Source organism: Epilithonimonas sp. JDS (assembly GCF_021261315.1).
Lineage (GTDB): Bacteria > Bacteroidota > Bacteroidia > Flavobacteriales > Weeksellaceae > Epilithonimonas.
Genome location: NZ_JAJSAX010000004.1, coordinates 30,002 through 54,522, shown reverse-complemented (window position 1 = coordinate 54,522; position 24,521 = coordinate 30,002). Strand labels below are relative to the sequence as shown.

The following is a 24,521-nucleotide window of genomic DNA, read 5'->3' as shown; positions in this document are numbered from 1 at the left end:
GCGGCAACAGATCCAATCGTGAAGAATGGTTCCTACTGGGGACCTTCCGGATTTATGCATGTTAAGGGTTCACCGGGACCTGCATCCATTCCCAAACAGGCGAAAGATGTAACCACAGGAAACAGGCTATGGCAGGTAGGCGAACAGATGACAGGCGTGAAATTCAATTTACAGCCCTGATTAGTACTCACAACCGAAAACTTAGAATAAATTTTAATAATGATCCTGATAATTTCGTGAGAAAATACCAACTTATTTTAGGATACAGAGCCGGTGTACGATTGAACGTGGATCAAACATTTAATTTTAAAGAGCGAACAGATACAACCTGCGCAAGACAATCGGCAGAGCAATACATTCAATGGAAGGAGTTTAAAATTTATTTGCCAAAACATTAAATTTACAACTGAACCTGATTCAATCTTAAAGGGATGAATCAGGTTCAACTATTGATAGCTAAAATTATGATTACTGATTAAAAAAATAGCTCCTGCCCTTCGAGGCTTTTTAAAAAATCACCGGAATTTCACCATCAGCATATCGGGACAAAATTTTGCACGATTTATCCTAATATTTGCCATCTTTATACTACTCTGCGACTATTGTCTGTTCTAATTTTGCGCTATAATTTTCTCATGTTAAAACTGGCATATTAACACTAAACCTTGGGAAATAAATGTATAAGATTATGAAAGAGCAAAAATCAGTAAGAATTGGCGTAGCTTTATTTTTTATCAGTCTTACAACAGCCTTCCAGGCTCAGACAATTGCAGAAAAACAACCCGATCTCAAAAGCACACCTATCAACATGGAGATGATGCTGGGTAGCAGGGGTATCTATTATCAGGTTATGGTTAATAAAAAGTTTAAAAGTATACCAAAACTTGGCTTTTTCAGTATTACCAATGGAAATGCTCCTTGGGAAAAAGAGATGACACCTGACATCATGACACAATCGCATATTACTTATACATTGTTAAGGGGTTTAGAAGTCACAACAGGTTTGCAATATACTCCTGTTTATGGATTCAGACCGGTAGCAAGTCTGATATATTCATATTCTACACCTGAATTTACTATCGTAGCGAACCCAAAAATCGATCTAGCAAGTGATTGGGCATCAGAAAACATGCTACTCATAGAATATCGTCCAAAAATTAATGATAACTGGTCATGGTACGGTCGTGCACAAGGTTTGTATGGATTTGTTCCAAGCTCAGGTGATCATAACAGAAGCTACATTTATCTGCGTGCAGGACTCAGCTACAAAGAGTTTAGCTTTGGTCTAGGTAGTAATTTTGAATGGTATGGCCCTATTAAACATAATGAGAACAGTATTGGTTTGTTCGCCAGTGTACTTGTCTTCTAATAATAATTGTCTGAAACCGTTGATTTACAATTTTTTTATTGATAAGTTTTATTTTGAAATAATCAATGTTAAAATTTCATCCTAATCAAATAGTGAATATAATCAAATCTCTTGTAACAAAATATATTTATGGGAACAGATGAAAGTTGAAAAGACGGTCAATTGAGCAACTAATTTCGAAGTGAATGGAACGTCTTTTTAAGGTTTGAGATCATATCACAGCGATATTTAATTTTTTTTATAACGCTTTTAAATCGTCCGTCAAATGTTTCTATATTTCTTCGGTTATGGCATAAAACCAAAATAGCCAATTAAAGACTTAAAAGTCCAATAATAAATTCTAAAAGCTTTGTAAATTAAATTGCATTAAACTTCTGTTAAATTTAAAAACGAGACTTTAGTTTTAACTTAAAAGCTTAAAGCAATTCTTCTATCTTAATCAAATTTTCCTAGAAAATGTATTTATTAAAAGTCAGACGTACCATTATAATTAAAAATGCAGAACAAAAAGATCTGCACTAAAATTTTAAAATTATCAAAAGAAAAATTTATAATTGAAAGTTTAGCTTTTAAATGTTTCCAGTGCCCAATCCTCAAAAAGTTTCTGACCAGCGGAGTAATGACCAGCGGGAACTAGAAGTGAATTAGTAACAACAAAATGCATATACTTACTTTCATTTTCTGTAATCACTTTTTTGTCCTGACCTGTAATTTGAATATACTCAGAGACAAAAGTCCCCATTTTGCCACGTCTTGGTCCTGCAATTTCAATGGTGTTATTTTTAGGTTCTTCCAAAGAGAATTGTACTATGAATTCGGCAACATCATCAAGTGCAATTGGTTGATAGTCTAAGTTCGAAACAAAAACTTTATCCCCTTCTCCCTGAACTTGGATGATGGCTTCCACATGTTCGTGAAATTGTGTTGACCTAATTATAGTGTAAGGTATACCCGAGTTTTTAATAGTATCCTCTTGAAGTTTTTTTGCTCTGAGATAACCGATTTCCAATGCATCATCTGTTCCTACAATTGATAGAACGATATGATGCTTAATACTAGCATTCAATTCTGCTTTGACAAGATTCTTTCCCGCAGTCTCAAAAAATCGAAGTGCATTTTCTCCTTCGGGAGAAGATGAATTTGATAGATCGATTACTATTTCAGTTCCGGTCAATGCTTCCTGAAGCCCTTCACCAGTAATGACATCGACACCTTGTGATGGCGAACCGATTACTACTTTATGACCAAGTTTTTCCAATTTGTTAGTTACAAGCCTCCCTGTTAGACCTGTACCTCCTACTACTAAAATTTTCATATCTGATTTATTTAATATTGTAAAGTTTTTTAAAATAAGCTGCGCACTTGAACACCAAAGGGATTTTCAAACCAATATCTCCAATATCCATCGGTTCCTCTTTTATCATAATCATTAGATGTTCCTCGAATACATATTTTTTCACCATTATTCGCAATACGTGCTATACTCCAGTCCAAGATTAGTGATGCTAGATTACCATATACATAAACATTCCTTGTTGTAATTTTGATTGGCAAACCGAATTTAAAGAAGCAGTCCAATTCTCGCGCAATCTCCAATCTTCCTCTACGAGGCTGACCACTATCACGAATAAAGATTGCATCTTCCTCATAGAAACGAAGCATAGTCTCCGTATGGAAAGAATTCATATGAGCAAGAAAAGAGTCGATTATTCCCTCGGGAGTTCTCGACAATGAGAGTACTGAGCTTTCAACAAAATTCTGTCCAATCATAAAATCTAAATTTTCTTTAGAAGTAATTTTTTTGTCTTACAAAATTGAGCAATTGGCATATGCAACGCCACTCACAAATTAAGGTAAAAGGTGGACAAAAGAAGGAACAATCTTAATGATCTAAGGTTTGGTCTGAGCATTTAGCGTATTGCTTCCGATATTCACTAGGTGAAAAACCTGCATTTTTACTAAACAGCCTGATGAAATATTTGGTGTCTTGATATCCCAGCTGATAGGAAATTTCCTTGATGCTTATTTCCGTATAGTAGAGCAATCTTTGCGCTTCACTCATCACTTCCTTCTGTATATGTTCGGAAGCAGATAAACCAGTAACTTTTTTTACTGTATCGCTTAGATGTCCAACAGTTATATTAAGCATTGCTGCAAATTCAGATGGACGCTTTATACTCCGGAAATGTGATTTTACAAGATTCCTGAATTCCTTCGTGAGATTTATAGAACGTAGGCTAACACTTTCGGAATTAATGAATGATTGGCGTTTGTAGCATAAAACTGCCTGTTCAATAAAAGCTGAAAGCAATGGTTTTTCAACTTGCCTATAAGGGGTATCGTTCAGATCTTGTAATTTCATGATTGACTCAAAGATTGTTCTAAACCAATGCCGCTCATTATTAGAGAGAGCGATAATCAAGGTTTCCTCTAATAAATTATCCAAACTGGTTTGTGCCATTCTACCGATATGACGGCTTTCAAAAGACAAATAATAACCTGTTGCACTAAGAGTCTCTAGAATCTGATGAACTTGTCCAGGAGGAGAGATAAAAAGTGTCCCCACCGGCATTGTTAAATGCTTAAAATCAAATACAACTTCAAGCTTATCAGCCTCAATTAGCATGCAAGTATAATGGTCGTGCCTATGAGGTGAAAGTGCTTTTATAATACCTGGTGTAGATACGTTCCAAATACCAACAGCAATCCCACTGCTGTAATCCATTCTATTTACTATAATTGAATCGTTTTTAGGCATAACAATTTCTTTGCACAACTAATTTAGTTTTTCTTTATTTAATAGTGTGTATTATTCAAGACTAAAAGTAAAGAAGCTAACTAAATGTGCAATTTTTTCAAAAACATCCATTTTTAACAGTTATCTAAAATTCCAACGTTGCAAACAACAGTATTGATAAATAAAAAAGAAATTAAGTATATCCTTGTCTTGATCGGTGGACCTTCAGTTTATGAATCAATGAATTATTTAAATTTCATTTGAATTGTTTAAATAAAAACAGGTAGTATGTAGTAACAAGCAACTTTTACTATTTCAAAAAATAACTGTTACCTTTACATCTTCTTTAAAACTAAAATAGTTATGCAAGGCAATACAGCGTACCGAAAGAAAATAATAAGATCCAGCTATGTCAAATTAATCGGGATATCTATTATCGTTAGTATTATGTCTTGTCTTATATCTTATACTTTAAAACATTTGACAGGACAGGTACAGGAATACCTCTTTGAAGAAATTATAGCCACGGAAAACAAATTGCTAATCTTTCTACCAAGTGTAGGCATTACAGCAATCTATTTCCTACGTAAATATCTCTTTCAGAACAGAAAAAATAAAGGAATTAAGGAAATATATACAACCCTGGAAACAAGAAAGGATCATCTTCCTTTTTTTAAAATACCTTCGCACTGCACTAATGGCTTTTTAACGGTAATTTTCGGAGGATCTACAGGAGTCGAAGTATCAACAGTAGTTGCCACCGCAACAGTTGGTAATCAGGCATACAAACATTTGCATAGTGCTTGGGCCTACAAGACGGAACTGATATGTGCAGGTATTATAGCGGGTGTAACCGTACTCTTTGGAAGTGCGCTGGGCGGTTTTCTATTTGCATTCGAAGTTATTGCACGTAAATACAATAAAACCTTACTGATCAGTGGAATAAGTTCGATGATTATAGCTCATCTATTTGTGCATTTTTATGACTCAAACCCATTATTTACATTTAAGGTACAGGACTGGCGGTGGCAATCCATACCTTTTGCTGTGATACTAAGTTTAATCGGAGGTATATTTGCCCTTTATTTTACAAAAATTGTCATCTACGCAAAAACATTTTTTGGTGGGATTAACAACAATTTCATACGTGTAAATTTAGGTGCCATAACTGTTGGGGTATTTATCTTTTTTCTTCCGGCATTATATGGTGATAGTTATCACGGGCTTGGTAAAATCCTTGAATCAAGTTCGTCCGATATTGTTAATCTCACATATTTAATTCCTTTGGTTTTGCTCATCTTTATAAAGCCATTGGCAGCTTCCCTCACTCTCGGTGCAGGCGGTGACGGCGGTGTATTTGCCCCGAGTATTGTTACAGGTGCGTTTTTAGGGGTATTTTTTGCCCAATTCTGCAACCATTATTTAGGTACTCATCTTGTGGTTATTAACTTTGCGTTATTTGGAGCCGCTGCCATGCTTTCCGCAGCTATTCACGCCCCTCTTACTGCCATGTTTATTATTTCCAGTATAGTACCGTCTGGATATCTATTGCTGTTTCCTTTGTTCATCAGTAGTGTTATTGCTAAAGTCCTTGCAAAGAAAATCTATCCTTACAATGTGTATACTTACAAAGAATTTTCAAGAATCCCAAACTCAACAAATTGATTTAAATCAACTTACAATATTTAGATATGACAAATCACAAGAATAAAATCTTCTTTGTTTGATAATTGATCTAATATTTTTTTAGATAGCAGAACTGACATTTATACAAATATGATCTGATACATTTAAGTGCATCGTCACGTATTTATTTTACTACTTAATAAAAAAGGTGCTATCTTTCGATAACTCATTTCTTTATTTAAAATAGTTATAAAATATTTGTAGAAATAACACCTAAATAAAATTTAGATTACAACGCATCACATTGTTTCAATAGTAACAAGTATGGGCATATTTAAACAGATCATTGAAAATATCGATGGATCTTGTCAAAGCAATACCTCTTTTGTTTTAATTTACAAACTGTTTTCAAGATTCCTGATTTTAATCAACCAAGATCATTATTATCCTCCTGCAGTAATAATACGCAAAAACAACACCTACGGTATCTCAGAGCTTTCCATCACATCAGAAACTCCACCGACTGTAGTCAATAACGTCAGCTTAAAATTGATGACTGCTTTTTTCTGCTCAATAACCGCAGAATCGTAGCCTGTTCTAAGTTGTCTTTTATTCAAAAGTGACATTGCCAAATTGGCAGCCAACGTTTTTTAATAGAACCGGGACGATCAAACCAAGTATTGTTCTTATTTGAATTAACACCTATTGATGGTGACAAACTTATGCTCGGATACATTGCAGCTTTTGCCAAATCAGTTTTCGCATTTAGACTTACAACATTTAGTTCGGCTGCTTTTAAGTCTGGCCTTTTGCTTAATAGATGTGAAGGACTCAGGAAGAAATTTGATTGTCAATGATCAATGCTTCAAAATTCTTAGTTCTTTCCAAAGAAGCTGGATATTCGCGCGACAGTCATTCTACTGACGCTGAATATTCGGAAGATGAAAAAACCAAACTGATCATTGATGGACTGGTAGGAATTGCAGAAAAATATGAAGCTACGCCTGGCCAGATTGCATTTGCATGGACTTTATCCAAGAATGCATTTCCTTTGCTTGGAGCACGAAATATCAATCAATTTGAGCAAAGCATTAAAGCTGCTGAAATCAATTTGACAGCTGAAGAATTAGCACATTTAGATGCCTTAAGCTCCATTAGTTTGGGGTATCCGCACGATCTGTTGAATACTGTACGGGGTTGATTAGAATGATCAACCGACTGTAAATATGAAAGAAGTAATGTGAAAGGCTACTTCTTTCAGATTTGCACTTTTAAAATCATTATTTAAATCTAATTTTTATCGGTTATCAGTCTTTTATGCTTCTTTCCCCACTCGATCATATCGGTAATTAAAGCTCCATATTCCTTTGCATACTCTGTAAACTCATATTCTATAATTGATGGGAAATCTATGTCAACTTTACGTGTGATCAGTTTATTGGCTTCCAGCTCCTTTAAATTTAGTGATAACATTCGTTTGGTAATTGTGGGAATACTCTTTTCGATATCACTGAAACGCTTATTCCCATTACATATTGAGTAAATTATAGGCAGTTTCCACTTACCTCCGATGACATAAATTGTATCCTGCAATGCTTTAATATCCTGAGCATCGATTGTAGTTTTTACACATTCTTTCATATCCTTATTCTTTACTATTCGGTTATCAGCGCAAATTTTGCCTTAATTCAAGACTTCCATTTTTTGCTCCCGAGTATCAGCCTATTGATCTGTTCATTAAGTGGCAGATCGACGAATTTCCCATAAAGACCAGATCCAGCGTTGTTGATAAGAATATCGTATTTTTTATCCTGCATATGCGATGCAAGTTTATTGACATCTTCGGCAACGGAAAGATCCGCTACAAATACGGAATGATCATTATCTTGTAAACTCTGTCTGATAGCTTCCAACTTATCTCCACTTCTTGCCACCAAGGTTAAGGAGTATCCTTTTTGGGCTAAAAGTTTAGCAGTTTCCAGCCCGATACCTCCACTGGCTCCAGTGATCAATATATTTTTCTTATTCATTTTAATAGTTTATGTTATTAGAAATCGTTAGTTGAGGTCTGTTTTACTAAGCCTTACTGGCGAGCTTTTTCTTGATTTTCATCATCATTGAATCCGTTGTCACACGTGGAAGGTTTGAGAGAAACCAGTTCATTGAACCAACGATTTTTTTGCCTTTGCCATTCAATAAAAGTTTGACGCCTTCTTCTGCAACCACCTCCGGATGAACCGGTTTATTGCTTTTCATCATATTGGCTTTGAGCATTTCTTCGTTGTAAAATCCAGTATCAATCGGTCCTGGGCACAATGTAGTGACCACAACGCCGGTTCCTTCCAGTTCCGAAGCGAGTGTCTCTGTAAAAGCCAGTACAAAACTTTTCGTCGCTGAATAGACCGAATAATAAGGAAATGGCAAAAATGCCATCAAAGAAGAAATATTCATAATTCTTCCTGATTTTCTTGCAACCATATCTTTTACGAAAAGTTTATTGAGAGCTACAAGACTTGAGATATTCAGGTCGATCATTTTCAATTCGTCATCCAAAGAGGTCTCGGTAAATTCACCGTAGGTCGCAAATCCTGCGTTGTTGACCAATCCGGAAACTAACAGATTTCTTTCCAGAACTTCGCCATAAAGTGCAATGGCATTATCCACAACCGAGAGATCTTTGACGATGTAGTGAGCAGAAATATTGTATAACTCGATTAGTTCTTTCTGTAATTTTTTCAGTTTATCTTCGCTTCTTGCTACTAAAATCAGATTTTTGTTTTTCTCGGCAAGCTGAATCGCCATATGGTAGCCTATTCCGGATGAGGCTCCGGTGATTAATATGTATTCTTCCATTTTTTATTTAGTTTTTAAGATTATTTTTCTTCACCACTTTCCATTTCCAGACTTGGCGGAATCAGTTTGTACATCACAGGTGTCACAATTCTTGATAAAATCGTAGAACTGATGAGTCCACCAATCAACACGATTGCCAATGGAGCAATTTGGGGATTGGGATTCACTGCCAAAGGAATCAGACCACAGATCGCTGTCACTGATGTCAGAACCACCGGAAGAAATCGGGTTTCTCCTGCAATTGCAATGGCTTCATCGATAGACTTTCCTTCCAGTCTTAACTGATTGGTAAAGTCTACCAGCAATAATGAATTTTTCACCTGTATTCCCGATAACCCGATGAATCCAATAATGGAAACCAATGACATCGGGTTTCCTGTCGCTATTAAAAGCAGTACACCACCCAAAATTCCTAGTGGAATGATCGACAATACAATGATGATCCCTTTGAATGTTTTAAACTGTAACAACAGAACAGCAATGAACAAGAATGTACTCAATACGATAACCGACAGGAAATTACCTCCCAATGCATCACCTTCCGATTCTTTCTCTCCGGCAAGTTTGTAATAATAGCCTTCAGGTAATTTTAATTTATCTAATTTCGGAATGATATCCACCAACAGATCATTTGCGTAATAACCTTTTGCGGACATCGCAGAAACTTTCACAAAGCGTGATTTGTTGAAGTGGTTGATCGTCGTAGGTGCAGTTTCAAAAGTAATGGTGGCGATCTGATTCAGCGCAACAGGTGATCCCTGAACGTTATTCACGTACAGATTTTTCAGGGCATTAAGATTGGTAAATTTGTCTCTAGGCAGTGTAATGGTCACATTTCTGGAATCACCACGGTCATCGATATAATCTCCGACTGTCAGACCGGCAACGGCAAGCCTGATCACTCTGTCGATATTACTGGTCATCACGCCCAAAGTTCTGGCTTTTTCTTTGTTGATCTTTATTTTAACATCGGTCTTATTGGTATTCAGTTCATTGTTGATGTAAACCGTACCTTTGTGTTTTCTCAGAATGTCTTCAACCTGGAAAGACAGTTTTCTCAAGACAGCCTGGTCTTCCCCAAATAGTCTGACCACAATATTGGCTTCCAGAGGCGTACCCTGCTCAAAGTCTTTCACTTCCACTTTGGCATAAGGCATCGTTCTGAATTTATCACGCAGTACTTCGATTAAAGCAGTTTTTTCTACAGGCGAAGCTTCACTTTCCAACTGTACGAAAATCTGTGCGAAATCTGATTTTCTGTCCTGTGGATGCACGTTATAATAAATCTGAGGGTTTCCGTGTCCGACATTTGAAGTGTAATATATAATTTCTTTGTGTTTTTTCAATTCTGCTTCGACAATCTTAGTGACCCTGTTGCTTTCCACGATATTATCCTGGAGTGGCATTTTGATGTTGATGAGGAACATCGGTTTTTCTGAATTAGGAAATAGTTTAAATCCCGCTACGGAAAACAATCCAAACGCAAGAACACTTAAAAGAAGTGAGATGACAATGGTAATTTTAGGAAATTTCAATGCTTTCGGCATAATACCGCTGTACGATTTGGTCAATATCTTTTGCAAGTACTGAAGAACAATATTTCCACCTTCGTGTTCGTGGGTCTTTAAAAATCTGCTTCCTAAAAATGGAACCAATGTTAAAGCAACAAGCATTGAAGCCAATACACTTGTAATAACCGCCATCGGAAGACTTCGGATGAAATCACCTGCCATATCGGGAAGGAAGACCAGCGGAAGAAATGCAATGACTAATGTGGCGGTACATCCTACAACAGCAACGCCGATCTGTTTGGTTCCCATCAGAACAGCTTCCATTTTCGAATGCCCTTCACGCAACCAACGCTCGATATTTTCGACAACTACGATACTGTCATCCACCAACAGTCCCAATGCAACCACCAATCCGACAATACTCAGCTGGTTCAAGGAATACCCTAAAGCATTCATCGCAATTAATCCTAAGGCCAATGAAAGGGGGATGGAGATCATCACAATTACCGATGCTCTTCCCCCCAAAGGAATCAGGGTAATGACCACTAAAAATATAGCCAGTCCAAAGTCAAACCCTAAATGACCTAGACGGCTGGCCACCATATCGGCCTGGTCAAAATTCTTAACCAGCTTGATATTTGAAGGCAGGGTTTTCGTAAATTCATCTATTATCGGTAGATACTGTTTTTGGACATCAGCAATGTTCACATTGTCTTTCATCCCTGCAGTTACCAGGATACAACGCAATCCGTTGATTCTTGTGATATGATCGACAACCTGCGATTTGTATCCCACTTCCGCCACGTCTTTCATATAGACGATTTTCCCATTGGCATTGTAGATCACGGTGTTGGCAACATCGTCCGCATCTTTAAATTTCCCACTCGTCTTTACGTTGAACGCCTTGGTATCCATATCGATACTACCGCCGGGAATATCGGCTGCTTCGCTTTGTAAACTTCCTGTTACGACATCCAACGGGATCTTCAGCTGTGCCAGTTTTTCAAGATTGAGGTCCACACGTATTTCCTGCTCGGGAATCCCGTCATATTTTACATCTTTGAGGTTCGTGATTTTTTCAACCCTGGTTTTCAGTTTATCTGCTTCATCGCGTAATAATTTGTCCGATGCATTTTCGGAGACTAAAGCTACCTGAAAGATCTTCACATCGGATGATTTTATCTTCTCTGTTTTGATCTGATAAATATCCTTTGGAAGCTCACTGTTTTTAAGGGCATTCATTTCGGTGGAGATCTCCTGATATTTGTTATCGACATCAACGCCATATTTGAATTTGACCTGAAAAGCAGCCACACCATCTTCTACAGTAGTCAGGATTTTTTCTATATTTTCCAATCCGTAGATCTTGTTTTCAATCGGTTTTACAACCTGCTCCTCAATATCTTTCGGGCTTGTCCCCGGATAGATGACGGTAATCAGATATTGAGGCGGTTTTGTTGCGGGATCTTCCGCACGTGGCATTGTGAAGAGCGTCAGAACCCCCACGACTGCAACAAGAAGAAATATAATCAGCGTGAACTGATAATTTTTTACGGCAAAATTTGTAATTTTCATCAGTTCTTATTTAATGATTTTAATGGTGGATTGCTCGTTCAGATAGGCACTGTTTGAGATGACGATCTTGTCGCTTTTCTGTAGACCGTCCTGAATGAAAACTTTGTCATTTTCAAATTTGGCAATCGTGATCGGTCTTTTCTTTACTTTGTTGTTTTCAACTACAAAAACGAACGCTTTGTTACCATCAGCTTCCAAAAGCGAATTGTAAGGAATTACGATAAAATCTTCGGAATTGTGGGTTTTGATTTCCGCCTTTCCGAACATTCCGACGGCTGGCTTGCTGTCATTCATCGTCAGTTTCAGTTCTACCTGAAAAGAACCGATCGCCAAATCTGCTGATTGAGATTTTCTGAAGATGAAGGCATCAAATTTCTTATCAGGATAACCGTCCAGCGTCACTACCGCCTTCTGTCCGATCTTTGTAGATGCCCATTCGGTATCGGTCAAACCGACTTTAAGTAAATAATTGTTGTTGTGTGACGTTTCATTAATGACCAAAACAGGCGAACCCGAAGCTACGATCTCTCCTTTGTTAACAACCTTTTGAGCAACAAAACCGTCTGCTGTGGCGTAGATCTTTGCATACTTTACATTAAAAGCCACCGCATCTTTTTGTTTTCGGGCAATATCAAGACCTGTTCGGGTATTCTGAACCTGTTCCAAGGTGTACACACTGTCTTTGTACAGATTGTTGGCACGTTTATAATCCCTTTCATTTTTCTGAACGTTCAGGTCAGACTGATTCAGCCCTGCACGAATCTCTGTTTCATCCAATGTTGCCAATAGCTGACCTTTTCGGAAAAACTGTCCTTCTTCTACAAAAACCCCGCTCACTACGCCACCGATCTTGAAGGAATAGGTTGTTTCATTCTCTGTGGTAACCAGACCGGAGGCGTTGATATTTCCGGCCATTGACAGAGATGCTACAGAAGCGGTTTTCAAAGCGATAACATCGGTATTTTCAAATGGTTTGGCTTCTTTCTTTTCTTCTTTGCAGGAAGTTATCAGGAAAAGGGAAAACAGTGATATTGTGATTGTTTTATTCATAATAGTGGGTATTTTATTTTTTAATATTGAATGAAGCGTTGGCTCTTTCCAGCTCTGCGAAGGCAATCCAGGAATTGTACAATGAAATATTGGCATTCAGCTGAGTATTGACCACCTGATTTTGAGCATCCAGCAATTCAATATAGATTGCCAGTCCTTCTTTGTAAAGTTTGGTCACGTCGCCATTGTATTTTTTGGCGGTTTCTTTCTGTTTATTGTCAGATTCATATTGCTCCAATGCGGACCTCAGATTGTTTTGGGAAACTTCGAACTGCAACAGCAATTGCTGTTTTACATTGTCGATCTGTGAACTGATCTTTTTGCTGTCTTCATCAACCTGTTTGAGTTTATATTTGTTCTTGTTGCCTGAGAAAATATTCCATTCCAGACTTAGTCCTGCGAAATAATAGCGTGAAGATTTATCCACTTTAAAATCAAAATCCTGCAATCCCAGATCTGCAAATCCGCTCAGTTTTGGAAACCAGTTGGATCTTGTTAATTGATGCACATTTTCGTTGATCTCTTTTGCCTGACCTAATTGTTTTAATTCTTCTCTGTTTTCCGTATTTTCTGCGATGATCTCAGCAGGCAATTCCAAATTTTCATCGATCAGAACTTCTGAATCCAGTTTTTGATTCAACAGGAAATTGAAATACGATCTGGCATTTTTGCTCGTGTTCTTTGCGGTTTCAAGATTAGCTTCGATTCTTATAAGTTCATTGTCACTTCTTAATACAGCTGTTCTGTTGATCTTGTCATTTTTAAAAAGCGATCTGTTTACTCTTTGATTTTCTTTCACGATTGACAGTGCATTTTCATAAATTCTGATGCCCTCCACCGACTGAAGATATTTGTAGTAGGCAATTTTTATTTCCTTGACCAGTTCACGCTGGTAGATTTCAAGTTCGATCTTTTGCATAGTGGTCTGCTGAGCTTTGATCCTTTTGTTGTAAATAATTTCATAATTCAGAAGTGGCATCGTTGTATGAAGCTTGACATCATATAAATTATTGGGATTGATCAACACCGACTGATTCTGCAACTGCGGAAAAGCGTTGAAATTCGTGATTTGATTCAATGTGTTGTACACAGGATTCAGCATATCCCCGATCGGAATGTCGATGGTTCTTCCGCCGTCTGCAATCGTGTATGTGCTGTTGAATGCCACTGTCGGGTAAAAAAGGGAATTCGCCTCTTTCAAAGCATAGAGACTTTTGTTGATGTCGAAGTTTTTCTGTTTGATGACTTCGTTATTTTCCAGACCGATTTCGATATACCGGTCGAGATGACTTTGAGAATACCCGATAAAACCGAGGAAAAACAAAGCCAGAAATGATAATTTTTTCATTAATATATACATTGTTTATAATGTGAACGTTGTTCAAAATTTAGTTCAAAAAAAACTTTTACAGTTTTTCTAAAATTTTTAAATATTCTTCGTAACCTTCTGAGAGAATGGTTTCAGGATTGGTGAATTTTACACCTTTCGTTCTATCACGGATTTCAAGACTGCACATTCCGTGCGTCACACTCCAGACTATGAAAGATAGCGGTTCTTCTTTGTGACCTTTGAAATGTCCTTTTTCCATACATTCACGGACTGTTTTTTTTACGTAAGCAAAAGTATCGGCACCTTCCGACCAAAGCTCGTTTTTCTGATCTTCCAGATAGTCCATCGGTGCACGAAGGTTAAACATCAAATCGTACATCTCCGAATTTTCTAACGCAAACTTCATATAGATCATACCCATTTTACGAAGTCTCTGCATTGGATCTTTAATACTGTCCAACTCCTGGAAGTAGCCTCTCAATTCTTGAAACCCAATTGAATGCAATGCGTGGAAAATAGCATTCTTATCCTTATAGTACACATATACAGTCCCTACGCTATAATCGATTGCATCTGCAATATTTCGAATGGTGGTCTGCTCGATTCCTTTTTCGACAAATAATTTTTTAGCTCCATTCAGGATAAGCAGCCGCAAAGCCTCTTTTTCCTTCTGTTTTCTTTCACTTATACTCATAACTGAATTTACAATGCAAATGTAGACATTATTTTTGAACAACGTTCATTTTTTTATGCAATTTACTTAAAACGGCTTTTCACTATATTTATTAAGACCGATATTTCCAAAAATAAATTTTAAAGAAAATCAAATTTTGACTTTATAGATTTGTGAAATTCTTTCCAAATCTTGCACTAAATGTTTCGATATTTCTCGGTATGGGTACAAGACCAACACAGCCAAATTAAGGTTAATTATTCCATTGCTGATTGTTATTAATTCTTAGAATTAAATTGCTTTAGACAAAAACTAAAAGAAATTATTTAATAAAAATGGACTCTGCAATTCTTGTTTAATTTGGCTCAAACGAATCAAATCATCTATAAAAGTGTTTGAAGATAATCCCGTCAAGGTCACAAGACCGACATTTGAAGTTTTTTCACTTCTTTGTCGGTTTTTTTTATTTCCTAACTCTTTGTTAATCAAAGCAATATTACCAGCCAAACTGTTGATTTTTGTGGTTTGAAAATACTCGCCGTCGAATGTTAACTTTTCAGGATATATCAAACCAACAATTGCGCGTTTGTCAATTGTACTTGCGTTATTATATCTTTCAGAGATGTTTACAATGGCATTTAATGCTTTACTCAGCTTCTTTTCAATATCATCTGTATGACCAGAATTTTTTAATGAATTTAATTTAAAGTTGATATCTTCAATTTCCACTTTATACTTCATTTTAATCCTTTTAAAATCTTCTTCATCCAATTTATCTTCAAGATACATATCTCTCGCTTTGTCAATTCTTCCTTCGATAGCATTAAGTTTATTCTGCAAAACCTTTCTTTCATCATTTAGACCATTTGAAACTATTAAAAAGTTCTGTTCTAAAATTGTTTTCAATATTTTCTCAGCACCGATGCTGAATCTAAATTTTGATAGTTCTTCGACAAAAAGATCATTAACGATTTCAGAATTATGCCTGAAACCACATGAGGTTGTGCAATGGTAATAGTAGTAATGCTTGCTTCGGCCCTTAGCACTGCTGGCTGTAAGAGTACTATTGCATTTTGGACAAAGTAGTAATCCTCTTAAAGGATAACGTTCTTCATTTATTATTCTTCCTGCCGGTAAGAAATCATCCTTATTGCTTTTACGATGGAGAACCCTTTGAACCTTCATGAAAAGTTCTTCAGAGATCAGTGCCTCATGTTTTCCTTCAACTATTTTTTCCTCCTCGTCGTTATAAGCCTTTAAAAATAATTTTCCGCAATAGGCTATATTGGGTTAGGAACTCACTTTTTTACATGGCGAAATATTCCAAATAATTGTCCGTTAGTATATTGGTGGCAAGTTCCAGGTCACGATTGGATACCTTTATTTCCTGTGGCTAATAGAGGATAATGAAAAAATGTTTAAATTAGCACTATGAATCCGAGCATTAGAGAATATAATACAAGAGAAATTATAACTTTTGCTAAAACTGAAAATAAATTTGGAGGCCTTTCTAATATGGCTCCCGGTTATTCTCTGTTCATAAACGAAGTTAATATCCAAAGTTCAGAAATTCTTTATCAGGCATGTAGATTTCCATTATTTCCAATGATTCAGAAGGAAATTATTGAAACAAAAAATCCAATGGATGCAAAATCTGTAAGCAGGAAATACCAGCAGTTTAGCAGACAAGATTGGGATAGCGTTAAGTTTAAGGTGATGAAGTGGTGTCTTGAAGTTAAGTTGATCCAAAACTTTGATACTTTTTCGGAATTGCTGCTGAGTACAGGTGAAAAAACAATAGTAGAATTTTCTAAAAAAGATACAATATGGGGAGCTTCACCAGTAAACCCGTCTATCTTGAAAGGAAAAAATGCATTGGGAAGACTTTTGATGGAATTAAGAGAAAAAGTCAAATCAAATATCATTACTAAAGAAACTGTAATTCTTGATCCTCAAATCAAAGCATTTCTATTGTATGATAATCCAATAAAAGAAATCCATAACGATAATTATTTTATTGATGACCTTGATGATATTTACGCATATTAAGAATTTTTGCAAGTTTGATTTATACATCTGAAGTTTCTAAAAACATTGTCAAACCATATCATTCAAGCCGATCTACTAAAATTCATCAGGATCAATCGTGATGCAATTGCAACAAATCGTGGTTTTTACTATCAGTATTTGCATGTTGTCTTGAAATGGCTGGATCATTATGTAAATGGTATTGAAGACGACATTAAAACCGAGGTTGATGAGGATATCACAGAGATAGGTGACCAATTAGTGTTTACGCAGATCAAATGCTATTCTTCAGTTTTCAGTTTTAAATCACCCGAGATAAAGAAGTCACTATTTAATTTCTTCAGCTTATATCTCGAGCATTCGAACAGTTCAACACCTGTTTTTTTTCACTTTATAACAAACACCAAAATTTCTGAAAGTGAGCAACTGTTACAAAGATGGGTCGCAGAGCAACACAATATTGGAGAAGAAACCCTTCAGCAATGCGGAAACATTGTGTCTGATATTTTATTTTCACAGATCAATTCAAAGATTCAGAAATCTTTAGCAAAAAAAGCAATTTCAAATGATCAGAAAAAGGCCTTAGAAAACAAGTTATCCTTATTTCAGAAATTACTCAATGATCAGAATTTGATTGATGATTTTGTGAGTAAAATAAAATGGAATTTCAAAGAAGTACCTACCGAAGAAGCAGTTGATAAAATAATTGTTGATATCAATATTTATTTAGATCATCCTGTTTTTGAAAAAAGACCTAAAAAATTACTCTTCGATGTTCTTCTAAGCGAAATATATCGCATATCTCAGCTACCAGATCCTGATAAAAGAAAAGTTAACAAAGGTATTTTAGATGGCTTAATGAAATCGAATGATGATGAAATGGTACATTACATTGATTTACGCTTTGCTCAATTGTTTCATTTTCGTGTTGAAGTTCTCGAAAAAGATGTCGCTGTCATAAAGAAAACGGTCGATGGTTTAATAGATATACAAAAACTATATGGAGAAAAAATTGAAGGGCTAACTGGCAAGAAGCTGATTCCACAACTGATAACAACTATCCCCTTCATTAATTCATCAATGATCATTGGACGAGAAAACGTGATATCTGATCTTCATGATCTTCTTAAAGACAACAAACATGTGAGTGTAAATGGCAATGGGGGAATGGGAAAATCTTCTCTATTAAAACTGTATGTCTCAAAATATGTTCAGGATTATGATCATCTTATCTGGATCAATGTTGAAACGGGCTTGGTAAGCACTTTGAATTTCCACGAACAGTTAGCCCTAAATCTGGATTTGCCTGCTTTAAATCCCGAGGAATTTTCAGGCAGGTTTGGTGTAATAATAAACATACTGAATCAGATTACAGGTAATAATTTGCTTATCGTTGATAGCTACGATAGCATCGAAGCAGAAATGTCAGAAATACAGTGTTTAGCGCACTGGAAAATGATTGTTGGTACAAGATTACGACTGGAGAACATAAAAACTTTAACCGTAAAAAAGTTAAGTTTTGAAGAATCTAAGGCGATTTACCGCAATTTCGAAGATGGTGCTGATATTACTGACGAGCAATTTAAATCTCTATTTAAATATGTAGAATATAATACTTTGGTCATTGGCTTAGTCGCCAAGACAATTAAATATAGTTTTGATCTTACTTTGGATATTATGCTGGATCATTTTGAAAAGCTAAGCTTGGATGATCACAACCTCAATATAGACATTCCCAATGATGGTGGACAATCACTCAATATTTTAAAGATTTTAAATCAAACATTTAGCCTAAGTAGAATTGAACCTGCTGAAGCATATTATCTGAGCTTTTTCGCAATGCTGCCCTTGGAGGATGTGCAGTTTAATGATCTTGTTGATTGGTTCGGAGAAGAACACAAGTCTGAAAGCAGAACAAATTTAACGAATGCGATTAATAGATTGCATGCTAAAGGCTTAATTGAACGGGAAGGCTCCAAAATTACAATGCATAAAGTTTTGAGGGATTCTATCATCTATCAGGAGCGTGTAATGGAACTGCCTTTTTTAAGCCAGCTTTTCAATATAGGGAGCCTTTTACAGGTGCTTAAAAAAGGTTCAGATCAGGATCTCAAACTTGCATTAAGGTTTTTAAAATTTGGAGAAGCAATCCTTAATGTGATCAATGAACCACATCGTGGGGCGATTTATCAACCTTTGCTACAATTGGAAAATGAGATTTTACATATTTATAACTGGCTGGGAAAAGATCACATAACTGAAAAGTGGACGAGCTTATTTGAACGGGCAGAGAACCATCTTGACCCCACTGACCCGCTGCTTGGATTAATAGCCAATAATTACGGAATCGCTCTTGCAGCTGACGACGATATGGATCATGCTTTTAAATATTTTGAGCAGTCAGTGTCAATCTTAAGTCTTCATGAAGAGCACCTGCCAAAACTGTTCATATCCATTTGTAACCTCTGCCATTTGTTTATCCAACAAAGAAAGATGGATCGTTTCACAGAATGTTTTGAGAATCTACAGTATCTAAGGCAGAAACACAATATTTATGATGATTTTTCCATGTCCGTTCAATGTCAGGTTTTGGCATTAGCGAATTATGAGGTATTAAATTTCCCTGAAGCCATTAAACTTTTTAAACTTGCAATTAATCTCCATAAGGAACTTCCAAATGAAAATAGGAATGATGCCTTTCTTATGCACTACTACATCAAACTTGGTGAATCATTTTATTTCAATGGGGAGTTGGAAAATGCATACAAAGCTTGCCTGATGGCCCTTACTATTTTTAAAAACCTAAATGTGAAAGTATTAGGTTATCCCCATCCTATATTTAATTTAATGTACTCTGTAGCACACACTAAAGACGATCATGAGCTCATGGAAAAAATTAAAATAATGAAAGAAGAGTATAACGACTGAAATATTTTTTTTCATTATTTAAAATCACACACTGTTCAATTGTTTAGCTACTTACTTGACATTAAATCTTGATCTGCTATTTCCCACCAATGATCTAAAGTTTAAAACTTCAGATTTCCAAAAAAAGCAGTCGCAACATCTATTTTATTTTTATTAAAAAATTACAGTTGGAAATAATTGCAATGTGTAACAATAAATTGCAGCGAGCTTTAATGTCTTTGTGGAAATTTCTCACAACATCTTATTATTAGAATTAAAATTAACAACTATAGGTATATTGTTAAAGAAATGATAATTAGTCTTGTTCCCGACCGCTACGAATCAAAGAGAATATGCGGAAAACGTCCTTCATTAATATCAATATCAGGTACCTAAATAAAATATTATAATTCTAAATCTCCGCAACCTTCTTTCAAAAACATAGAAAAGCCCTACCAGGCAATGTTTTAGCAATATGGTTGCTCCAAATCCTGCAAAAATGCGTTTTCGACCACAGGAAGGAATTGCATTTTTGCCGCCCGATTTTCATCATCCCTATTCATTTCAAAACTCAAACAAAGCAACCTGCAAAGTCAATCGACCTTGCAGGTTACTAAAAAATTATATCAATTTACTTACTCCCTTCTTCCAGAGTCCAAAAACATCTTCACGAGTCTCCTATTTCTTCTTCAGATTCTTAAAAGAAAACACAATCCTCCCTAATGCCTTATCAAAACTAATATAACCCTGATAGGTCTTCCCTTTTCTGCTCTCCAGCCCCTTAATATAAGCTATCTCTCCTGCCTTCAACTTATCCATCTGCCATTGGCGAAGCTTAACACCTCTGAAATATGAAGGAATTCCCCTTTCAGAGTACTGTACTCCCCTAAAACCAGAACTTATAAACTTATTCTCAAACATAAACTCCACCCATTGCCTGTCCGCATTGAACTGTACAACAGCAGAAAAAAGCTTTCCTTTCTTCGATACCATATTTTCAATAAACAAAGCTTTCCCCTCACGAAGCACCTGCTTCTGTTCCAAATCCAATCTCACACCGCAAAGCACATCAGGAATCCGTACAAATTCCACCCTCAAAGAAATCAGCTCATTGGTCAGCCTGTCCAAACTTATCAGTGAAGAAATGACCTCGCCTGTAACCGTATCAATAAGATCTACCACCCTGCCCATATTCCCCGAAGTCAAAAGATTGACCCTATCCTCTTTCGTGAACTTATGCCCCTTAAACTTCTTTCTGAAATCCACTTTCTTACAAACCCGATGCACCTGAATAATCAATTCTCCATCATCATCGATCCGCAATTGCAACCGTGCTTCAATCTTACTTACTGCTTCACCATCATGAAAAAGTATCGGGATCAACATCGGTGTTTTATAGCCTTTCAACAGAGCATCCAATGCCCCTATCTCTTCCAACTTTTCCCTGTCAAGACCTAATTCCACCATCTTGTCCCAAGGCACATCCTCAATCTGATAGCGATATTGAGAACTATGACGGATTATAGATGACCCGTTACTCGAACCATTCTTCAAAACAGAAGAATCTCTTTCATCAGACTTCTGATTTCTGGCAGTTTCTACCGCTTCAATAGAAACTTCGTACGCTTTCAGATCCTGTCTTTCAGCATCCGATGTACAATCAATATACGCCTGTAAACCTCTCGCTGTTTCCTGCGCCTCGAATTCCCTCACTTTAAAAAATGAGTATTCGGAGGGATCTTTGAGCTGATGATAAAAATCTGAATAGAAGTCCGTAAAAGAATTCTCCGACGAATCGATCCGCATGACCGTATCCACTTTGTTGCAGTCAGGCTGAATGTCTATAAGATTTCCGGATGGGTTGACCGCCTGAACAATTCCGACAGAATTGTTACTGTGATGAAGTACCAATAAAGTACTGACTTCTGAAACTGCCGTATGATTTCCGATGTTGTTCATGATGATGATTTTATTAGTTATTTTAATGGTTGTTGTTTTTTAACACACTCAGTATTATTTAGATTATTCCTTCATCCGCAAATGAAAAATGTGAATCAGAAGTCAAAATCACATGATCAAGCAAAGACATATCTAGTATTTTTGCAGCCTCTTTGATCTTTGCGGTCATTTTAATATCACATCCAGAAGGCTTTAAATTCCCTGAAGGATGATTATGGGAAACAATGATCCCTGAGGCATTGCAAAGAAGAGCATCCTGCATAATAATGCGAACATCCACCAAAGTCGAAGAAATTCCACATTCGGATATTTTCTTAATTCCAAGTACCTTATTTGCCTGATCCAGATACAGTGCAAAGAAAGATTCCCTATAATCCATTTCCTCCGCATCGAAGTGCGCTCTGAAAACATCCACCGCATCTCTTGATGACGATATAGACCTTTCACAATTTCCCTTCCTTGAGTAGCTCAATTTAATTTCGTTGACGATGTTGAATTTCATATTTCCTGCTCCGAGTACGGCGGAGACCTTTTTTTCCCGCACTTGCCATCAAAAACCCATGATTGCAGATTGAAGGAAACTTTGACCTTTTTCTATACTTTACTTTATTATTCCATCGGAAGAACTGGTCTTTAAATAATTTTATCAATTGAATGATCATAAGATCAAATAAGCATATTTATATCTAAAGAATAATAAGGATCAAAATTTCAATGAACTGCAATTGCATCTTGTGAGGTTTCTGACTTTTTCTATGCAGATCACCATTCAGGCAGGCACAAGGAAAACTGCAATCAATACCTTGAAAACAATAAGAAAGAACATTGATGAAAGCCTGAAATCTTTTTGCGGAGGTTCTGGGATCCCTGATCCCGGATACCCAAAAAGATTTTTTTCCGCAGGGACAACGGAATATATTTGCTATAGAAAATCAGGTAGCCTCATAGGACATTGAAAATCGTTGAAATCTGATTTGCTTATGATAGCTTCAATAAAAAATGATGCGCTATATCTGCAGAAATGGTAAACTGTCTAAAATGGAATTGTAAATCATCTATAAAATGGTTCTGAATCATCAAAATAGTTACTAAAAAAGGCTAACAATTGAAACATTTAATTGTAGACAAATGTCTTTTCATTCTTATATTTGACGCTTTAAAATCCAGTAATAACCGTATCTATAAATTAAACTATATATGATTCTCATTTTCAAAAAGTCATTGGCCGCAATTATATTATCTTTCTGTACTGTCTCAGTTTTCTCTCAGACAGACAGCATTGATGTATTTATCCAAAAGCAAATGCAAAAGCGTAAAATTCCGGGGTTAGAATTAGCCATTGTCAGACACGGTAAGATAATCAAAACAGGTTATTACGGATTGGCCAACATTCAGGACTCGATTGCTGTAAGTCAAAAATCTGTTTTCACGATCAATTCCATAACAAAGGCTTTTGTCGGAGTTGCAGTCCTTCAATTGGTAGAAGAAGGAAAATTAAAACTGAATTCTCCCATCTCAGATTACCTTACTGATATTCCTGAGACATGGAAGTCGGTGAAAGTTCAGCAGTTGTTATCGCACACTTCCGGAATTCCTGATCTTGTAGACGAAGAGGAAGCCGTATTGATCGCTGATAATTTTGATACGGCCTGGAAAAAAGTGATCGCTATGCCTAACGATTTCAAGGCTGGTGAAGAATTCAGGTATAATCAAACCAATTATTATTTGCTTGGTCTGATCATCAATAAGCTGAGCGGAATGACGTTCCAGGAATTCATCACCGAAGGGCAACTGCAAAAAGTGGGTATGCCAATGACCATCCGATCAGGTTTTGGAGCGACAAAAGAATTGGTTCCGAATGCTGCCAACAGTTATCAGTTCTCTAAAGGCAAACTCAATAATATGTTTTTCTCATTTCCGCCGCCCCTGCAAACAGCTGCCGGGATGAGTTCTACCGCAAACGAACTCGCAAAATGGATCATCGCATTACAGAATATGGAATTATTAAAACAGCAATCCAGCTTAGAAGCACTTTGGAAACCTGATGTATTGAATAATGGGAAAACCGCCGGCTTTAGCAGGCTTCTCAACGGCTATGCTGCAGGCTGGCCAACAATCGGCAGAGCAGAACATCCTGCATTGGCTCCTGTTGGTGGAGGAAGAGCAGCTGTATTTGTTTATCCGAAAGATGACCTTTCCATCATCGTACTAACCAATTTGTCAGGAGGATCTCCTGATGTTTTCATAGATGAATTGGCAGGATTGTTTATTCCCGATATGAGAGAAGCCAATGGTTTTGGAATGTCACCTTCAGCAAAATCTTTGAAAATGATTGTAGATAAAAATGGCTATAAGAATACCATCGAAACAGCCAAGAAATTGAAATCTAAAAATAAGGATTTCATATTGACAGAAAATGAAATAAATATTTGGGGTTACAAATTGATCTCGCAGAAAAGGCTAAAAGATGCTTTAGAATTATTTAAATTGAATGTATCATTATTTCCTTCAAGTGCTAATGCTTATGACAGTTTAGGAGAAACATATCTGGAACTTGAAAATTATAATCTTGCACTTAAAAATTACGAACACACCTTAAAACTAGATCCCCAAAATAAAATTGCGCAAGAAATAATCATAAAACTGAAATCAAAGCATTAACTATTTTTATAATGGATAACTATCAAAGCTACATCTTCAGCTAATTATAACCAAAAATAATCGCCGATCCCGGATACCCAAAAAGATTTTTTCCCGCAGAGACAACGGAATATATTTGCTATAGAAAATCAGGTAGCCGCACAGGCATTGTCTAACATTTAAATTTGCCCATATTAAATTCAAGTATATAAAATATTATGTAGGCTCTATAAATAAATTAAGAATTTAACCCTCAGAATTGA

22 protein-coding genes are annotated in these 24,521 nt (G+C 36.3%); 7 read left to right on the top strand and 15 right to left on the bottom strand.

The features are described from left to right. Positions 1 to 18 precede the first annotated feature (18 nt). Both LUD75_RS12430 and LUD75_RS12425 read left to right on the top strand, forming a co-directional pair. A complete protein-coding gene (locus tag LUD75_RS12430) occupies positions 19 to 180 on the top strand; it encodes a hypothetical protein (RefSeq protein ID WP_232706022.1) in 162 nt (53 codons plus the stop codon). Positions 181 to 688: 508 nt separating this feature from the next. Next, positions 689 to 1,369, top strand: a complete 681-nt coding sequence (locus LUD75_RS12425; protein ID WP_232706021.1) for a hypothetical protein — start codon at positions 689 to 691, stop codon at positions 1,367 to 1,369. A gap of 562 nt (positions 1,370 to 1,931) precedes the next feature. Here LUD75_RS12425 and LUD75_RS12420 read toward each other — a convergent pair. The 3 genes from LUD75_RS12420 to LUD75_RS12410 form a co-directional block, all read right to left on the bottom strand. Then, complete coding sequence (locus LUD75_RS12420; protein ID WP_232706020.1) at positions 1,932 to 2,684, bottom strand: NAD(P)H-binding protein; 753 nt, start codon at positions 2,682 to 2,684, stop codon at positions 1,932 to 1,934. 29 nt (positions 2,685 to 2,713) lie between these two features. Continuing rightward, complete coding sequence (locus tag LUD75_RS12415) at positions 2,714 to 3,031, bottom strand: nuclear transport factor 2 family protein (protein WP_232706019.1); 318 nt, start codon at positions 3,029 to 3,031, stop codon at positions 2,714 to 2,716. Positions 3,032 to 3,251: 220 nt separating this feature from the next. Next, positions 3,252 to 4,127, bottom strand: coding sequence for an AraC family transcriptional regulator (locus LUD75_RS12410; protein WP_232706017.1), 876 nt, complete (start codon positions 4,125 to 4,127; stop codon positions 3,252 to 3,254). Positions 4,128 to 4,469: 342 nt separating this feature from the next. On the opposite strand from LUD75_RS12410, the gene LUD75_RS12405 reads away from it, so the two are divergent. Beyond that, positions 4,470 to 5,771 (top strand): chloride channel protein, encoded by a 1,302-nt coding sequence (locus tag LUD75_RS12405; RefSeq protein ID WP_232706015.1) that lies wholly within the window; start codon positions 4,470 to 4,472, stop codon positions 5,769 to 5,771. Between the two features lie 440 nt (positions 5,772 to 6,211). Here the strand turns inward: LUD75_RS12405 and LUD75_RS12400 are convergent, their stop codons facing one another. Both LUD75_RS12400 and LUD75_RS12395 read right to left on the bottom strand, forming a co-directional pair. After that, positions 6,212 to 6,358, bottom strand: a complete 147-nt coding sequence (locus LUD75_RS12400; protein WP_232706013.1) for a hypothetical protein — start codon at positions 6,356 to 6,358, stop codon at positions 6,212 to 6,214. Next, complete coding sequence (locus LUD75_RS12395) at positions 6,346 to 6,567, bottom strand: TolC family protein (protein WP_232706325.1); 222 nt, start codon at positions 6,565 to 6,567, stop codon at positions 6,346 to 6,348. Before LUD75_RS12395 ends, LUD75_RS12400 begins: the two co-directional genes overlap by 13 nt. 18 nt (positions 6,568 to 6,585) lie before the next feature. On the opposite strand from LUD75_RS12395, the gene LUD75_RS12390 reads away from it, so the two are divergent. Further along, entirely contained in the window at positions 6,586 to 6,933 is a 348-nt protein-coding gene (locus LUD75_RS12390) for an aldo/keto reductase (RefSeq protein ID WP_232706012.1), read from the top strand. Positions 6,934 to 7,022: 89 nt separating this feature from the next. On the opposite strand, the gene LUD75_RS12385 is transcribed toward LUD75_RS12390, so the two are convergent. The 8 genes from LUD75_RS12385 to LUD75_RS12350 form a co-directional block, all read right to left on the bottom strand. Beyond that, positions 7,023 to 7,373, bottom strand: a complete 351-nt coding sequence (locus tag LUD75_RS12385; protein ID WP_232706011.1) for a helix-turn-helix domain-containing protein — start codon at positions 7,371 to 7,373, stop codon at positions 7,023 to 7,025. A 47-nt stretch (positions 7,374 to 7,420) separates the two neighbouring features. Next, on the bottom strand, positions 7,421 to 7,762 hold the full coding sequence (locus LUD75_RS12380) for an SDR family NAD(P)-dependent oxidoreductase (protein ID WP_232706010.1): 342 nt from the start codon (positions 7,760 to 7,762) through the stop codon (positions 7,421 to 7,423). A 46-nt stretch (positions 7,763 to 7,808) separates the two neighbouring features. Next, positions 7,809 to 8,585 (bottom strand): SDR family oxidoreductase, encoded by a 777-nt coding sequence (locus LUD75_RS12375; protein ID WP_232706008.1) that lies wholly within the window; start codon positions 8,583 to 8,585, stop codon positions 7,809 to 7,811. Between the two features lie 20 nt (positions 8,586 to 8,605). After that, positions 8,606 to 11,671, bottom strand: a complete 3,066-nt coding sequence (locus tag LUD75_RS12370; protein WP_232706007.1) for an efflux RND transporter permease subunit — start codon at positions 11,669 to 11,671, stop codon at positions 8,606 to 8,608. Between the two features lie 6 nt (positions 11,672 to 11,677). Continuing rightward, a complete protein-coding gene (locus tag LUD75_RS12365; protein WP_232706006.1) occupies positions 11,678 to 12,721 on the bottom strand; it encodes an efflux RND transporter periplasmic adaptor subunit in 1,044 nt (347 codons plus the stop codon). A gap of 13 nt (positions 12,722 to 12,734) precedes the next feature. Beyond that, positions 12,735 to 14,069, bottom strand: coding sequence for a TolC family protein (locus tag LUD75_RS12360; RefSeq protein ID WP_232706005.1), 1,335 nt, complete (start codon positions 14,067 to 14,069; stop codon positions 12,735 to 12,737). A gap of 58 nt (positions 14,070 to 14,127) precedes the next feature. Continuing rightward, a complete protein-coding gene (locus tag LUD75_RS12355) occupies positions 14,128 to 14,745 on the bottom strand; it encodes a TetR/AcrR family transcriptional regulator (RefSeq protein WP_232706004.1) in 618 nt (205 codons plus the stop codon). A 291-nt stretch (positions 14,746 to 15,036) separates the two neighbouring features. Further along, the gene (locus LUD75_RS12350) at positions 15,037 to 16,008 is read right to left on the bottom strand and encodes a recombinase zinc beta ribbon domain-containing protein (protein ID WP_317207323.1); all 972 of its coding nucleotides are present in this window, start codon (positions 16,006 to 16,008) and stop codon (positions 15,037 to 15,039) included. Positions 16,009 to 16,155: 147 nt separating this feature from the next. Between LUD75_RS12350 and LUD75_RS12345 the strand changes: the two genes are divergently transcribed. After that, entirely contained in the window at positions 16,156 to 16,773 is a 618-nt protein-coding gene (locus LUD75_RS12345; protein WP_232706002.1) for an NADAR family protein, read from the top strand. A 45-nt stretch (positions 16,774 to 16,818) separates the two neighbouring features. Further along, positions 16,819 to 19,680: a hypothetical protein gene (locus LUD75_RS12340; RefSeq protein WP_232706001.1), complete on the top strand. Its 2,862-nt coding sequence runs from the start codon at positions 16,819 to 16,821 to the stop codon at positions 19,678 to 19,680. 657 nt (positions 19,681 to 20,337) lie between these two features. Here the strand turns inward: LUD75_RS12340 and LUD75_RS12335 are convergent. Beyond that, positions 20,338 to 21,618, bottom strand: a complete 1,281-nt coding sequence (locus LUD75_RS12335) for a DUF3945 domain-containing protein (protein ID WP_232705999.1) — start codon at positions 21,616 to 21,618, stop codon at positions 20,338 to 20,340. 58 nt (positions 21,619 to 21,676) lie between these two features. Beyond that, positions 21,677 to 22,120, bottom strand: coding sequence for a JAB domain-containing protein (locus LUD75_RS12330; protein WP_232705997.1), 444 nt, complete (start codon positions 22,118 to 22,120; stop codon positions 21,677 to 21,679). 695 nt (positions 22,121 to 22,815) lie between these two features. Here LUD75_RS12330 and LUD75_RS12325 point away from each other — a divergent pair. Continuing rightward, positions 22,816 to 24,279, top strand: coding sequence for a serine hydrolase (locus LUD75_RS12325; RefSeq protein ID WP_262908205.1), 1,464 nt, complete (start codon positions 22,816 to 22,818; stop codon positions 24,277 to 24,279). Positions 24,280 to 24,521 lie beyond the last annotated feature (242 nt).